At 46.8% G+C, this 12,748-nt stretch carries 15 protein-coding genes; 12 read left to right on the plus strand and 3 right to left on the minus strand.

Going from position 1 to position 12,748, the window contains the following annotated elements; genetic code table 11:
- Positions 1–89 precede the first annotated feature (89 nt).
- From ACFPTP_RS02305 to ACFPTP_RS02345, 9 genes are all read left to right on the plus strand, one after another.
- Entirely contained in the window at positions 90–1,232 is a 1,143-nt protein-coding gene (locus tag ACFPTP_RS02305) for an MFS transporter (RefSeq protein ID WP_381441930.1), read from the plus strand.
- A gap of 114 nt (positions 1,233–1,346) precedes the next feature.
- Positions 1,347–1,691, plus strand: a complete 345-nt coding sequence (locus ACFPTP_RS02310) for a DUF6054 family protein (protein ID WP_381441802.1) — start codon at positions 1,347–1,349, stop codon at positions 1,689–1,691.
- 4 nt (positions 1,692–1,695) lie between these two features.
- Positions 1,696–2,640: a phosphotransferase enzyme family protein gene (locus ACFPTP_RS02315; RefSeq protein ID WP_381441803.1), complete on the plus strand. Its 945-nt coding sequence runs from the start codon at positions 1,696–1,698 to the stop codon at positions 2,638–2,640.
- Between the two features lie 14 nt (positions 2,641–2,654).
- Entirely contained in the window at positions 2,655–3,308 is a 654-nt protein-coding gene (locus ACFPTP_RS02320) for a uracil-DNA glycosylase (RefSeq protein ID WP_381441805.1), read from the plus strand.
- Positions 3,301–3,831, plus strand: a complete 531-nt coding sequence (locus tag ACFPTP_RS02325; protein WP_381441806.1) for a P-loop NTPase family protein — start codon at positions 3,301–3,303, stop codon at positions 3,829–3,831. The genes ACFPTP_RS02320 and ACFPTP_RS02325 overlap by 8 nt, the downstream gene beginning before the upstream one ends.
- Positions 3,828–4,403 (plus strand): hypothetical protein, encoded by a 576-nt coding sequence (locus ACFPTP_RS02330; RefSeq protein WP_381441807.1) that lies wholly within the window; start codon positions 3,828–3,830, stop codon positions 4,401–4,403. The genes ACFPTP_RS02325 and ACFPTP_RS02330 overlap by 4 nt, the downstream gene beginning before the upstream one ends.
- Before the next feature lie 114 nt (positions 4,404–4,517).
- Positions 4,518–4,730, plus strand: coding sequence for a hypothetical protein (locus ACFPTP_RS02335; protein WP_381441808.1), 213 nt, complete (start codon positions 4,518–4,520; stop codon positions 4,728–4,730).
- A gap of 29 nt (positions 4,731–4,759) precedes the next feature.
- On the plus strand, positions 4,760–5,359 hold the full coding sequence (locus tag ACFPTP_RS02340; RefSeq protein WP_381441931.1) for a DNA-3-methyladenine glycosylase: 600 nt from the start codon (positions 4,760–4,762) through the stop codon (positions 5,357–5,359).
- Positions 5,360–5,423: 64 nt separating this feature from the next.
- A complete protein-coding gene (locus tag ACFPTP_RS02345; RefSeq protein WP_381441810.1) occupies positions 5,424–5,939 on the plus strand; it encodes a type 1 glutamine amidotransferase domain-containing protein in 516 nt (171 codons plus the stop codon).
- Between the two features lie 74 nt (positions 5,940–6,013).
- Here ACFPTP_RS02345 and ACFPTP_RS02350 read toward each other — a convergent pair whose 3' ends face one another.
- Complete coding sequence (locus tag ACFPTP_RS02350) at positions 6,014–6,808, minus strand: YheC/YheD family protein (RefSeq protein WP_381441811.1); 795 nt, start codon at positions 6,806–6,808, stop codon at positions 6,014–6,016.
- A 275-nt stretch (positions 6,809–7,083) separates the two neighbouring features.
- On the opposite strand from ACFPTP_RS02350, the gene ACFPTP_RS02355 reads away from it, so the two are divergent.
- Positions 7,084–8,139, plus strand: coding sequence for a YkvI family membrane protein (locus ACFPTP_RS02355; RefSeq protein ID WP_381441813.1), 1,056 nt, complete (start codon positions 7,084–7,086; stop codon positions 8,137–8,139).
- A gap of 36 nt (positions 8,140–8,175) precedes the next feature.
- Here the strand turns inward: ACFPTP_RS02355 and hmpA are convergent, their stop codons facing one another.
- On the minus strand, positions 8,176–9,363 hold the full coding sequence (hmpA, locus tag ACFPTP_RS02360) for an NO-inducible flavohemoprotein (protein ID WP_381441814.1): 1,188 nt from the start codon (positions 9,361–9,363) through the stop codon (positions 8,176–8,178).
- A gap of 163 nt (positions 9,364–9,526) precedes the next feature.
- Here hmpA and ACFPTP_RS02365 point away from each other — a divergent pair, with 163 nt between their 5' ends.
- Positions 9,527–9,970 carry an RrF2 family transcriptional regulator gene (locus tag ACFPTP_RS02365; protein ID WP_381441816.1) on the plus strand — a complete coding sequence of 148 codons (444 nt, stop codon included), beginning with the start codon at positions 9,527–9,529 and terminating at the stop codon, positions 9,968–9,970.
- Between the two features lie 36 nt (positions 9,971–10,006).
- The gene (locus tag ACFPTP_RS02370) at positions 10,007–10,933 is read left to right on the plus strand and encodes a manganese-dependent inorganic pyrophosphatase (protein WP_381441818.1); all 927 of its coding nucleotides are present in this window, start codon (positions 10,007–10,009) and stop codon (positions 10,931–10,933) included.
- A 342-nt stretch (positions 10,934–11,275) separates the two neighbouring features.
- Here the strand turns inward: ACFPTP_RS02370 and ACFPTP_RS02375 are convergent, their stop codons facing one another.
- On the minus strand, positions 11,276–12,652 hold the full coding sequence (locus tag ACFPTP_RS02375) for an FAD-dependent oxidoreductase (RefSeq protein WP_381441819.1): 1,377 nt from the start codon (positions 12,650–12,652) through the stop codon (positions 11,276–11,278).
- Between the last annotated feature and the right edge of the window lie 96 nt (positions 12,653–12,748).

Below are 12,748 nucleotides of genomic sequence, written 5' to 3' on the forward strand. Positions count from 1 at the left end.
ACTCTACAACGAAGGGCAGACTACTTGTGAACAATAAAACAGGCGGAATTTCCCGCAATAAATTACTCGCAATTTCCGGGACGGGCTGGATGTTTGACGCGATGGACGTCGGAATCCTCTCGTTTGTCATTGCGGCCATCTCAGTCGAATGGCATTTGTCGACAACGGAAATGGGCTGGATCGGGAGCATGAACTCGATCGGGATGGCAATTGGAGCTTTCGGTTTCGGATTGCTAGCGGATCGAATCGGAAGGAAAAATGTTTTCATGATGACGCTCGTGCTGTTTTCATTGGCGAGCGGATTATCGGCGCTGACAACGACATTGACCGTCTTTCTTATTTTGCGCTTCTTTGTGGGTGCGGGTCTCGGAGGGGAGCTTCCGGTAGCCTCCACGCTCGTATCGGAAAGTGTATCCGCAAAGGAACGTGGTCGCGTCGTCGTCCTCTTGGAAAGCTTCTGGGCGGCAGGCTGGCTTATCGCCGCATTGCTTGCGTACTTCATCATCCCGGAATTCGGTTGGCGGATTGCGCTGATCCTAACAGCACTCCCGGCATTTTACGCCATCTATTTACGAAGGAACTTGCCGGATTCCCCGAAATTCGAAAGGGAAGGGGAGCCGAAGCAGTCTTTCGGCAAAAAGCTGAAACTTATTTGGTCCAAGCCATACGCGCGCAAGACGACGATGCTTTGGATCGTCTGGTTCACCGTCGTGTTCTCCTATTACGGCATGTTCCTTTGGCTGCCGAGCGTCATGGTCATGAAAGGGTTCGACATGATCCATAGCTTCAAATACGTGCTTATCATGACACTGGCGCAATTGCCGGGCTACTTCACAGCTGCCTGGCTCATTGAGAAGGTCGGGCGTAAATTTGTGCTTTCCACGTACTTGCTCGGAACTGCGGTGAGCGCGTTACTATTTGGAAACGCCGAATCGCTTACGTTGCTTCTCGTATTCGGCGCTTTCCTTTCATTCTTCAACTTAGGGGCATGGGGTGCGTTATACGCCTATTCGCCGGAACAATATCCGACTTCTGTCCGGGCGACCGGCTCGGGAATGGCGGCAGCAGTCGGACGAGTCGGCGGCATCTTCGGCCCATTGCTTGTCGGCTCCCTGTTGACCGCAGGCTACGGTTTCGGAATCATTTTCGGGATTTTCTGCGGCGCTATTATTATCGGGGTCCTGGCGGTTCTGCTGCTTGGGACAGAAACGAAGCAATTGGAATTGGAATGAACGGAAAGGACTGCCCCGGCAGTCCTTTTTTATTTGTTCTCGGAAGTTTCCACAAATTGAAACTTCCATTCAGTTTCATTCGTATTTAGACATATAAAGAGAGGGGATGTTGGTATGTCAGTAAAGAACTTCACCGTGTCGATTTCACCAGGGGAAGCGGTGGACATCGTTCAATCGGAAATCCTCCGCGGAAGTATCAGTGGAACGCTGGTAGATCATTATGTAAGGAATGCGGGCTCGTCGGAAGTCCATGTATTGATTATGGAGAAATACTATATGCGCTCAAATAACAGGGCGTCTGTCACAGCAACGATTGATAACTTTGACGGAACGACGCGCGTCCATGTCGTTGCGGCAGGCAGCTCGGAAGGCGTATTCTTCCGATTCGATTGGGGAGCGGGCAACAGTTTTGCGACAAGCGTAGAACGTGCGTTGGAACGACATATCATTGGGGGATAATAAATTGATTAATGAGGTAATCCAACAGTATCTTCCGGACCCTGTAACCCGCCATGAAATTCTGCGGGACAAAGACAGACTTGTTGCGGAAGTGGAAGTGGATGGGGAAGTATATTTTCTGAAGGGTGAGAAGCAGGCGGTCCAGTTTATTGAAACGGTTATTGCTTTCACGGAACTTATGATTGAGGCTGGACTGCCTTTCATCATGCCAGAAAAAACGTTGAACGGAGAGCGCTTTGCCAGGCACGAAGACCTTCTTTTCATTCTGGAACGAAAAGGTGTTGGGACGGAGGTTAAAGTTCTCCGGCTGGAACATTTTAAAGAGATTGGAAAAATGCTTGGTAAACAGCACGAAACATCTTCAGCGATGGACTTCCGGTTCGGTGTAGGAACGAGTTGGGGCATGTTCGGCGGGAACGAAACCGAAGCGCTCGGAGATTATGATGAAAATGAATTAAGCTATTTGGATCTCATTCAAAGCGTTGAGGAAACAGGCATGTATACAATGGAGCTTGCCACAATTAAAGAGTTATATCAAAGCAGAAGGTCAACGTTGAAAGAAGCGTGGAATTTACTTCCGTTGGGGCCTGTACAAGGGGATTTCTGTCCTTATAATCTTTTATTTCAACAAGACAAAATTTCCACCGTTTTTGATTACAACATTGCAGGGGATGAAGTCCTGATCAATGAGTGCATAGGCGTTGGTATTTTCCTGGCATGGCATCACGACTTTGAGGGAGATGAAGCACCAGAAGAACGCTTCGATGCATACATAGAAGCTTATACATCCGAAAGACCGTTGTCGAATCGCGAAATGGAGATGATTCCCTATCTATTCGCAATCATCCGCGCATTTCGCTATGATCGGGTAGAAGAAGGAATTGAGAAGATCAAACAGGGTGACGGAAAAGCGTTTTTGGATAAAACAATCATGCTGTTGCGAGGCTGAAAGGGAGTGTGCCGATGTTTCGAATACCTGAATCGATTGCTGAACTTGGCAGGGAACGGATTAAAAGATTTCCAGTAGAAGGGTTTGTCTATGGGGAGGGGCCACAGAAGCCGGAGCTGATGTTGATCGGTGAAGCGCCTGGGGAATTCGAGGCTATAGACGGCATCCCTTTCATCGGCAGGGCCGGCAAGGAATTGATGAAGTCGCTTGATTCGATTGGATTGACGAGGGATGACGTCTATATTACGAGTACGGTCCGCAGCAGGCCATATAAATGGGGCGAGAAGCGGGAAAGGGACGGCACGATGACGAAGCGGAAATACAATCGGCCGCCTACAACGAAAGAGATTTTGGCACACGCCCCGGTGCTCGATTATGAAATAGCAAATATTGAGCCGAAGCTGATTGTGGCGCTCGGGAATTTCGGGCTGCAAAGGTTGCTCGGCAAAAATGCGAAAGTGACGGAGCTGCACGGGCAGTTGTTGGAACGACCGATTCGTTTCCTCCCCGATCTCGATAGCACGACGTTCGAGTGGACGGATAAGGTATACCGAATCGTCCCGACATTCCATCCGGCGGCTGTCTTTTATCGACCGTCGCATAGGCCGAATTTGGATGCGGATTGGTTGAAGATTGGACAGTTCCTGGAGGATTTGCGGAATGAATGAAAGATCATATAAACGGATTCTCATAATCGGATGCAGCGGCGCAGGAAAATCGACGTTATCGATCGAACTCGCGGAGTTTCTGCGATTGCCCCTCCTCCATTTGGACGCCCTTTTTTGGAATGAAGGATGGGTGCCTACCCCGAAGCCGGAATTTCGTGAAAAACTTCAAAGTGAACTGGAAAAGCCCGCATGGATCATCGATGGAAATTTCAACTCCACGATTGAGATGCGGGCTCAATATGCTGATTTGATCATCTTCCTCGACTTCCCGAACTGGCTATGCCTGTCGCGGGTCTTCAAGAGAAGATGGATGTATCGGGGGAAAACGCGTCCGGATATGGCGGAGGGATGTCCGGAGAAAGTCGATTGGGAGTTTGTGAAGTTCATATGGACGTATCCGAAGAAGAAGCGGCCGGGCGTTTTGCAAATGCTTGAACGTGCCGATGCGGAAGTGTTGATTTTGAAATCGCCGCGGGAAGTAGAGAAATGGTTTACGACATTGGGTCAGGGGGATGTTGGGTGAAAAAGAGATTGTGGAGTGGCTTAATTTTTATCGTACTGGTCTGTTTTGTGACGTTATTTTTCCCGTATTCGCCTTTCAGCTTCTATCAATCCGTTTCAGTCAGTACGGAACTTCCTATTTTGCAAGACTACAAAATGAAATTGTATGAATTTAGGAAGGTGTATGAGGAGAATGAAGGACGGAAACGAGAAGAGTTTTTTACTAAAGATGAGGTAGGGTATCATACTGAATACATTCTCCAAACATATGAAATGGATATAATGACGACTTCCAGATCGAGTATCGGTAAAAGTGACTTGAATATTATTTTTGAAGACCTCAGATTCTTGCAGGACAGGTTATTAGATATCACTTTTGAGGAGGCACACACGTCGGAATCCAGAAAGTATCTAGATGCGACTTTGCGGTGGAGCCGAGCAGCTGAGGAAGGGATTTTGAAGATTAAAAGTTCCCCTTATTATTCGAGGTTCCATATGATCTATCGTCTTGAAGAAATTCAAGATGAGATTAGAAAGAGCTTTGATATGTATACGGAATTTTATAATGCTTATTATTGGTATGAGGGAGAATAGAGCATACGGAAATGTTTACGTGATTGGACAGGGATTGTCGTGAAAGTATCATAGTTGTAGCGTATATGGGTAAAATAAGGGGAATATGAAGTTAATTATCGGAGGAAATATGGAATGGCAACAAAGAAGTCGCTGGAGGATTATCAAAGAGAATATGAGGAAATCATACATGCAGACCAACCAAAAAAAGATATGCTCCTCGTCGGTTTAATGACCGAGTTGGAAAAGCAATTCAAGATTCCTTCGCCAAGAAATAAAGAATGGGAAAGAGAGAACCCCCAAATCGCAGCGATGTATCGGAAATTAATCATAACGAGATCACTGTAAAATATGGAGAACTTTGCACGGACGGAGGGATGCTGTTGTACGAGCCGGTTGATAAGACATTTTTTGAGCCACATGTGCTGGAGCTTGCGCGGAATCTTGTGGGTCAATATATTGTGCATGAGCGTCCGGACGGGGTGATTGCCGCACGAATTGTTGAGACGGAAGCGTATCATGGTCCTGAGGATCGTGCCGCCCACAGTTTTGGGAACCGGCGGACGAAGCGGACGGAGATCATGTTCGGCGCTGCGGGACTCGTGTACACTTACCAAATGCACACCCATACGCTGATGAATGTCGTCAGTGGACCGATTGGGACGCCGCACGCAGTTCTCATCCGGGCCGCAGAGCCGGTTGAGGGACTTGAGCTGATGAGGGAAAACCGGGGTCCACATTTGAAAATGAAGGATTGGACGAATGGACCGGGGAAGCTGTCGAAAGCGCTTGGCGTGACGATGAAGTATTACGGACATCATTGGGCGGATGAGCCGCTTTTCATTGCCAACGGGCCAGGCGCAAGCGAGATTGAAACGGGTCCCCGTGTAGGAATCGGCAATACCGGAGAAGCCGTCCATTATCCGTGGCGTTTTTTTGAAAAGGATAATCCTTATGTCTCAAAGTATCGCCCTTAAGTTTAGCGTCGCCCTACTGTGGAATAGTAGTAAGGCGACGATAATTGAAAGGGTGGATGATTGAATGGCTAAAATTGCTACAGTAATTACGAATCTATTCGAAGACTCGGAGTACACGGAGCCGGCAAAGGCGTTCGAAGAAGCGGGGCATGAAGTTGTTACGATCGAGAAGGAAGCCGGCAAGGAAGTGAAGGGCAAGCAAGGGGAGTCGACGGTCAAGATTGACGTCGGCATTGACGACGCTTCGCCTGAAGACTTTGATGCGCTATTCATCCCGGGCGGCTTTTCTCCGGATCAGCTGCGGGCGGATGACCGATTCGTTCAATTCGTGAAGAAGTTCATGGACGATAAGAAACCGGTTTTCGCCATCTGCCATGGCCCCCAGCTTTTGCTGACGGCAAAGACGTTGGAAGGGCGCGATGCAACGGGTTATAAATCCATCAAAGTGGATATGGAATATGCAGGCGCGAAGTATGCGGATAAAGAAGTTGTCGTGTGCCAAAATCAGTTGGTGACAAGCCGGACGCCTGATGATTTGCCGGCGTTCATCCGCGAGTCGAATAACTTACTGGAAAAGTGATGCAGAAGGACCGTCCCTTGGCTGGGGCGGTCCGTTTTTTATTTCTGAATGAAAAAAGTGGCTTTTGCCACCTGTTACTTTGGATTATTCTTCTCTTCCTGTTGCAGTTTCCTAATGGCACGGATTTTATTCAGGATTCTCTTGTTCTCGATTTTTGCGAAATTCCCGATTCCTGGATAGGTGTTCACTTCAAATAATACCGGATTTGCATTTGCATCAATTCCAAAATCAATACCATACTCCAAACGGGGAAATTCTTTGGAAACCAATTTTGCCGCGGTAAGGGCAATTTCTTCGATGGATTCAATCAGTCTGCTTGTGTCTTCATTGTCCAACCCGAGATGTATGGATAATAATTCGGATATGGTCATCACTTGGGATCCCTGATTTGCATTGACAATCCCATTTTCATATGTCCTCGCACTGGCAACCTTCCCATACATCCCGCTGACGCCCCATTCACCGTTTAATAATTGAACATGGACACGAACTGCAAGTGGCATCCCATGTAAAGTACTGCTGTTAATTCCCTCCTGAACAATATAGGTGCGATCTAAAAGTCCGCCAAACCCCATATATGGATAAGTTTCGGGTTTGAAATCTTCAATTGTTGCAATGGAAATTTTTAATTCCTCGCCTTTGGGTGTAAAGCCATTCAAGCAATATCTGCCATTTTCTTCCTTATAAACTTTGTAAATTCCTTTGCCTTGTCCACCTCTGTCATGCTTTATATAGACGGTTTCATACAGCTTTAAAAAATCCAAGAGGTTTTCGGCATTGTAAACCCTTGTATGAGGGATAACGCCGGAAGTTAATGGATCGCTGGAAAATAAAATATACTGGTACCACTTACCCATTCTGTATTGCAATATCATCACCTCGCTTTGTCATCAATACCAGTATATGGGGGATGGACATGTATTGTGAGGGTGTGTATGGCAACTTGTAATAATATTGTAAAGCCGTGTATACACATAATAGATTAGACTTATGAGAGACGTATAAATAAATAAAGGAAAATGTATTATTGAAATGGGTTAATTCGCGTGTTAAATTAAATCAATACAAATTACTCCGCGTTGAAAATTCGGATTATTCGGCATGTGATAGATTTTTTACGGGGACACCAAGGGGGAAAAACAGTATGAAAAAGATACTGAAAATGGGAAGTGCATTCATCGGCATCATCGTTGGTGCCGGTTTTGCTTCCGGGCAGGAGATCCTGCTGTATTTTACGAGTTTTGGAATGATGGGAATTGTTGCAGCGGTTTTATCCACGATTCTTTTTGCTTATTTGGGAATGGTGTTAACGAGGATTGGCAGCCGGATGCGAACGACTTCCCATAAGGAAGTCATTTACAAAATCAGTGGGCGCTACGTTGGAATCGTCATTGACTTCGTCATTATTTTCACGTTATTTGGTACAGGCGTTGTCATGTTGGCAGGGGCGGGTTCCAATTTGCATCAGCAGTTTGGATTGCACCCGATCGTAGGAACGATCGTAATGGTCATCCTTGTTTATTTAACAATCCTGCTGAATGTGGATAAAGTTGTTGCCGTTATAGGGAGCATTACGCCATTTCTCATTTTGGCGGTCGTCATCATTTCGGTTTATTCTTTGGCGACGATGGATCAGTCGTTCAGCTCGTTGAATCAAACTGCTCTCAACTTGGAGACGCCATTGCCGAACTGGTTTTTTTCCGCCATTAACTACGTATCCTTCAATATAACCGTAGGTGCATCGATGGCCTTGGTGATGGGCGGAGCCGAGAAGGATGAAAAATCCGCTGCAATTGGCGGTTTGGTAGGCGGGTTAGGGTTGGGGATATTAATTATCCTCAGTCATTTGGCGATTTTTTCAAAAGTGGACGTCGTAGGGGAAGCGGAGCTGCCGATGCTTGCGATCATCAATGATATTTCGCCTATACTTGGGACGTTCATGGCGTTCATTCTTTATGGAATGATTTTTAATACGGCGGTAAGCATGTTTTATGCTTTCGGTGCAAGGTTCGTCAAGATTGATACGGATAAATTCAGGGTTTTCGTCCTGATTACATTGGTTGCCGGATTTGCTCTGAGCTTCCGGGGCTTTAAGGAGTTGGTCGGCGATTTCTATCCGATTGTCGGGTACTCCGGTTTATTCCTTGTAGGGGCACTCATTGTCGCGTCATTCAGGCTTCCGAATAAAATAAGAAGATAAAAAGCGCGCTCCTCTTAAGGGAGTCGCGCTTTTGTTTTATGCATTTATTAGTTCCAATTGTTCTTTCGGACCGAAGAATTCGAAGTGGATGTTATCCTCGGATACACCGTTTGCGTGCAATGCAGAAATGACGGCTTGCATGAATGGAGTTGGTCCGCAGACGTAAATGTCGCTGCCTTCCGCTACATGTTTTGCAAGGAATTCACGGTTGATGAACCCGTCGCCTTCTTCGGAATAAAGCACTTCGTATTTCGCATTTGGAAGTGAATCGGTCGTGTCGCGCAATACTTCATCGAACGCTTGGTGCTTGCGTGTACGTGCAGAATGAAGGAATGCCACTTGACGTTCCGGTGTTTCTTTCGCAATCGTTTCAAGCATCGCCATCATCGGTGTGATGCCGACGCCTCCGCTGATCAATGTGACCGGTGTTGTGCTTTCTGTATCTAAATAGAAGTCTCCTGCTGGAGCGCTCACTTCGATCGTATCGCCGATGTTCATGTTTCGGTGAAGGTGGACGGACGCTTTTCCGTTCGGCACGCATTCGTCTTCCCGTTTTACAGAGATGCGGAATGTGTCTTTTCCTGGTGCTTGGGACAAGCTGTATTGACGGTTCAATGTGTATTCATCCCCAGGAGTCCGGAAACGAACTGTAATGTACTGACCTGGTTTATACGTAGGAAGTTGCTTGCCGTCTGCCGGTTTCAAGTAGAACGATGTGATGACGTCACTTTCCGTAGCTTTGTCGACGATGACAAAATCCTTGAATGTTCTCCAGCCGCCTTCAGCCTCTTCTGTCGCATCATACATGTCCTTCTCAACGCCGATGAACGCGTCTGCGATGACTTCATATGCTTCTCCCCATGCTGCGATGATTTCAGGAGTTGCCGCGTCGCCGAGCACTTCTTTGATTGCGCCAAGAAGATGGTATCCGACGATTGGATAATGTTCTTTTTGGATGCCTAGGGAACGGTGCTTATGGGCGATTTGGATGACTGCAGGGATGATGGCTCCAAGATTGTCGATATTTGCAGCTGCTGCGTAAACGGTATTGGCAAGAGCCGTTTGCTGACGGCCTCTCGATTGGTTTGCATGGTTGAAGATATTTAATAGCTCGGGATGAGCGGCGAACATATTTTTATAAAAAACGGTTGTAATTGTTTTACCATGTTGCTCAAGAACTGGAGCTGTAGATTTTACGATATCAATAGTTTGTTGGGATAACATAAGGTGCACAACCTTTCTTGTTTTATTAATTTCACTATAAAACATTTTTTTGTCTAAAGATATATGTTAAATACATCTTTAAGTTTGGTGTGCTATTTTGGACACATTTCTTTCACGATACTGCCATAATCGTTATAATAGGTTGGTGAATGGAAGTGAATTTATGCGGCTAACATTATATACCGATTTTTCTCTGCGGGTGTTAATGTACTTAGGCACAAAGGAACCCGGAGAGCTATCGACGATACAGGACATATCGGATCGATATGGAATTTCGAAAAACCATCTGACAAAGGTTGTCCATGAATTGGGGAAGATGGGACTTGTGGAAACGGTGCGAGGCCGCGGAGGTGGTATTCGTTTGAACGTGGAGCCGCAAGATATAAATGTGGGTGAGCTTGTCCGGAAAACGGAAGATGATTTTTATCTCGTTGAATGTTTCCGGAAGGATGGCAATCAGTGCATCTTGTCGTCTGCATGCCGGTTGAAAGGTGCATTGCATGAAGCGCTCGCCGCTTATTTGGCCGTGTTGGACAAGTACACAATCGCCGATTTTCTAGTGAACAAAGAGGAGCTTGCGGCAATTTTGTTAAGCGAATCTTTGTGATAAAATAAATAGGAATATACCTGTAGGAGGATTACGATGGGGAAAGTATTAGTATTTGGACATAAAAACCCTGACACCGATTCAATTACATCGGCGATCAGCTATGCTTATTTGAAACAACAGCTTGGAATGGATGCAGAGGCAGTTCGGCTCGGTTCCATTTCAGGTGAAACTGCTTATGCGCTCGGCCAATTCGGATTTGAAGCTCCGCGTTTGATTGAAAAAGCGGCGCCGGATGCACAGCAAGTCATCCTTGTCGACCATAATGAAAAGCAGCAAAGCGTCGATGATTTGGATGAAGTACAAGTCATCGAAGTGGTCGATCATCATCGGATCGCGAATTTCCAGACGGCTGACCCGCTTTATTACCGCGCTGAACCGGTCGGTTGCACGGCGACGATCCTGAAAAAGCTTTATAAGGAAAATGGCGTCGACATTCCAAAGGATATTGCAGGGCTTATGCTTTCCGCAATCATTTCAGATTCATTGCTATTCAAGTCGCCGACGTTCACGGAAGAGGATCGCGCAGCGGCAGAAGAATTGGCTGCAATCGCGGAAGTGGATGCACAAGTGTATGGTCTCGAAATGTTGAAGGCTGGCGCGGATTTGAGCGGAAAATCGCTTGAGGAACTCGTTTCGCTTGATGCGAAAGAATTCACGATCGGTGACGCGAAAATTGAAATCGCGCAAGTGAACGCGATTGAAGTCGATGACGTCATGAATCGCCAAGCTGAGGTGGAAGTTCTTTTGAACAGCATCATCGAGGAAAAAGGCTTGGATCTGTTCCTGTTCGTCGTAACGGATATCCTGAACAACGATTCGACTGTCATTGCACTCGGTAAGGCAGCTGAACGTGCTTGTGCCGCATTCAACGTCCCATTGACGAACAATACGGCCATCTTCAAAGGCGTCGTCTCCAGGAAGAAGCAAATCGTTCCGGTTTTGACGGAAGCATTGAAATAATCAAAAGCGGAGGGCGCTTGCACAGCTGCGACAGGCATAAGACGGGCATGCGAAACGGCGCTTTTTGCCGTGCAGCAGGACTGGCTTATGACCCGAGCAGCTAGCGCCCGGAGCTGGATGATAATGGAGGTTGTGTTCTTCTCTCAGGGGAGCACAACCTTTTTTATTTACTAACAAGTTATCGATCAATTCCTGAAGGATATCGGTCAATTAAGAGAAGTTATCGATCAATTCCCGGTAGTTATCGGTCACTTCAGCGGAGTTATCGGTCACTTTTCAATAGTTATCGTCATTTCGGGACCTTTGACTCATCGAAGTAGCGATGAATTTTGAGTATCACAATTATCCCAAATCCAACGGCTTCGTTGCAGGGCCTTCGAGAACAGAGCCATCTTTCCGGAATCGGGATCCGTGGCACGGACAGTCCCATGTCTGATCGGCTTCATTCCACCGCGTCCTGCAGCCCATATGAGTGCAGACAGGGGAGTCGGTCCTCGAAATATGCCCGCCGGTGAATTCCTTCAGCACGAGCCCCGTATTCCTCAAAGCTTGAACGAGGAACGATCCGAAGCCGGTCCGATCGGGAGCATAAAGCGAAGCGGCTCTGTTCTGCCGTCCGACGATCTGGTCGCTGATGATGCGCGCGCTGACAAGTGAATTGGAAAGCCCCCACTTTCTGAAACCTGTATTCAAGTGAACATAGGGCATGCTATTCGAAATGCAGCCAGCATATGGAATGAGGTCAGGGGTCTGCGGATCTTGCGCAGACCAGCCGTATTTCATCGCATCAAGCTGATAGACATTCCTCAACTCAGAGGACAGATTTTCATAATGAACTTGTGTCTCTTTTTCCATACCCGCCTGATGTCCTTCACCGGATAAGAGGAAATGTGTCTTCCCGTCGATATGAGCCGTCCTAACTGAACGCTTCGGATTATCAACCGAAATGTATTGCCCAGTCAACGGCATATTCGCAGGTGCAGAGACAAGATAGGATCGGCTGACAGTCAACTTCAGGATTTGTAATCCACGAAGCGCCTCTATTGGGTAATGGGTACAGAGAACAAGCTCATTGAACTGGATCTCATTTTTTGAATTCGTATAGAGCAAGCGTTTTTTCAAGTCCATCAGCCGCACATCGGAATTTTCGAAAATACGGGCTCCTGCCTTAACGGCGAGCTTCGCCAAATGTTGGCCGAATCGAACAGGATGGATCTGTGCTTCGTCTTTCAATGTCAACGTAGCTTCGGTCCTTAATGGAAGCTCGCTATTCCTTCCGAACTCGCCTACTATGCCAATGTCTTCGTACGCCCTCTTTTCATCTTGAAGAAGTTCAGTCCCGTATTTGGATTGTGAGAACAGGATGGATTCTGCGTTCCGCAGTTCATCCCCTTCGGAGAAGGACTTTCCGAACATGACGGCCTCCCGGTTCACTTCATAATAGATTTTTGCATTGTCGCGTCCGAATTGCTTGATCAGATTTGCATAGACAACATCATGCTGAGCTGTCAATTTGCCCGTTGAATTGCCTGTTGCCCCGCACAGGATTTCATCTTTTTCAAGCAGGATGACGTCTTTTCCTTCTTTCGCTAGAAAATAGGCGTTTGCTATTCCGCTCAAACCTCCGCCGATAATGCAAACATCGCATGATATGTCTTTATCCAGAGCGGGGTAGGAATCCCTCCGGTAAGCGGTTTGGAGCCATAGTGAATTGTACATATCAAATCCTCCAATTGATCTTCGATAACGATAGCAGCAAGCATATTCATTGTTGCCATTTTGATTGAAATCTAAAATGAAAGATGAAAGGTGGTT

This window comes from Sporosarcina koreensis, from assembly GCF_042655825.1.
GTDB lineage: Bacteria > Bacillota > Bacilli > Bacillales_A > Planococcaceae > Sporosarcina > Sporosarcina koreensis.

What these genes read in the sequence shown, in the direction of transcription:
- ACFPTP_RS02305 (WP_381441930.1), top strand. Translation starts at nt 90, where the DNA reads ATGTTTGACGCGATGGACGTCGGAATCCTCTCGTTTGTCATTGCGGCC.
- ACFPTP_RS02310 (WP_381441802.1), top strand. Translation starts at nt 1,347, where the DNA reads ATGTCAGTAAAGAACTTCACCGTGTCGATTTCACCAGGGGAAGCGGTG.
- ACFPTP_RS02320 (WP_381441805.1), top strand. Translation starts at nt 2,655, where the DNA reads ATGTTTCGAATACCTGAATCGATTGCTGAACTTGGCAGGGAACGGATT.
- ACFPTP_RS02325 (WP_381441806.1), top strand. Translation starts at nt 3,301, where the DNA reads ATGAATGAAAGATCATATAAACGGATTCTCATAATCGGATGCAGCGGC.
- ACFPTP_RS02335 (WP_381441808.1), top strand. Translation starts at nt 4,518, where the DNA reads ATGGCAACAAAGAAGTCGCTGGAGGATTATCAAAGAGAATATGAGGAA.
- ACFPTP_RS02340 (WP_381441931.1), top strand. Translation starts at nt 4,760, where the DNA reads ATGCTGTTGTACGAGCCGGTTGATAAGACATTTTTTGAGCCACATGTG.
- ACFPTP_RS02345 (WP_381441810.1), top strand. Translation starts at nt 5,424, where the DNA reads ATGGCTAAAATTGCTACAGTAATTACGAATCTATTCGAAGACTCGGAG.
- ACFPTP_RS02355 (WP_381441813.1), top strand. Translation starts at nt 7,084, where the DNA reads ATGAAAAAGATACTGAAAATGGGAAGTGCATTCATCGGCATCATCGTT.
- hmpA (WP_381441814.1), bottom strand. Translation starts at nt 9,363, where the DNA reads ATGTTATCCCAACAAACTATTGATATCGTAAAATCTACAGCTCCAGTT.
- ACFPTP_RS02365 (WP_381441816.1), top strand. Translation starts at nt 9,527, where the DNA reads ATGCGGCTAACATTATATACCGATTTTTCTCTGCGGGTGTTAATGTAC.
- ACFPTP_RS02370 (WP_381441818.1), top strand. Translation starts at nt 10,007, where the DNA reads ATGGGGAAAGTATTAGTATTTGGACATAAAAACCCTGACACCGATTCA.
- ACFPTP_RS02375 (WP_381441819.1), bottom strand. Translation starts at nt 12,652, where the DNA reads ATGTACAATTCACTATGGCTCCAAACCGCTTACCGGAGGGATTCCTAC.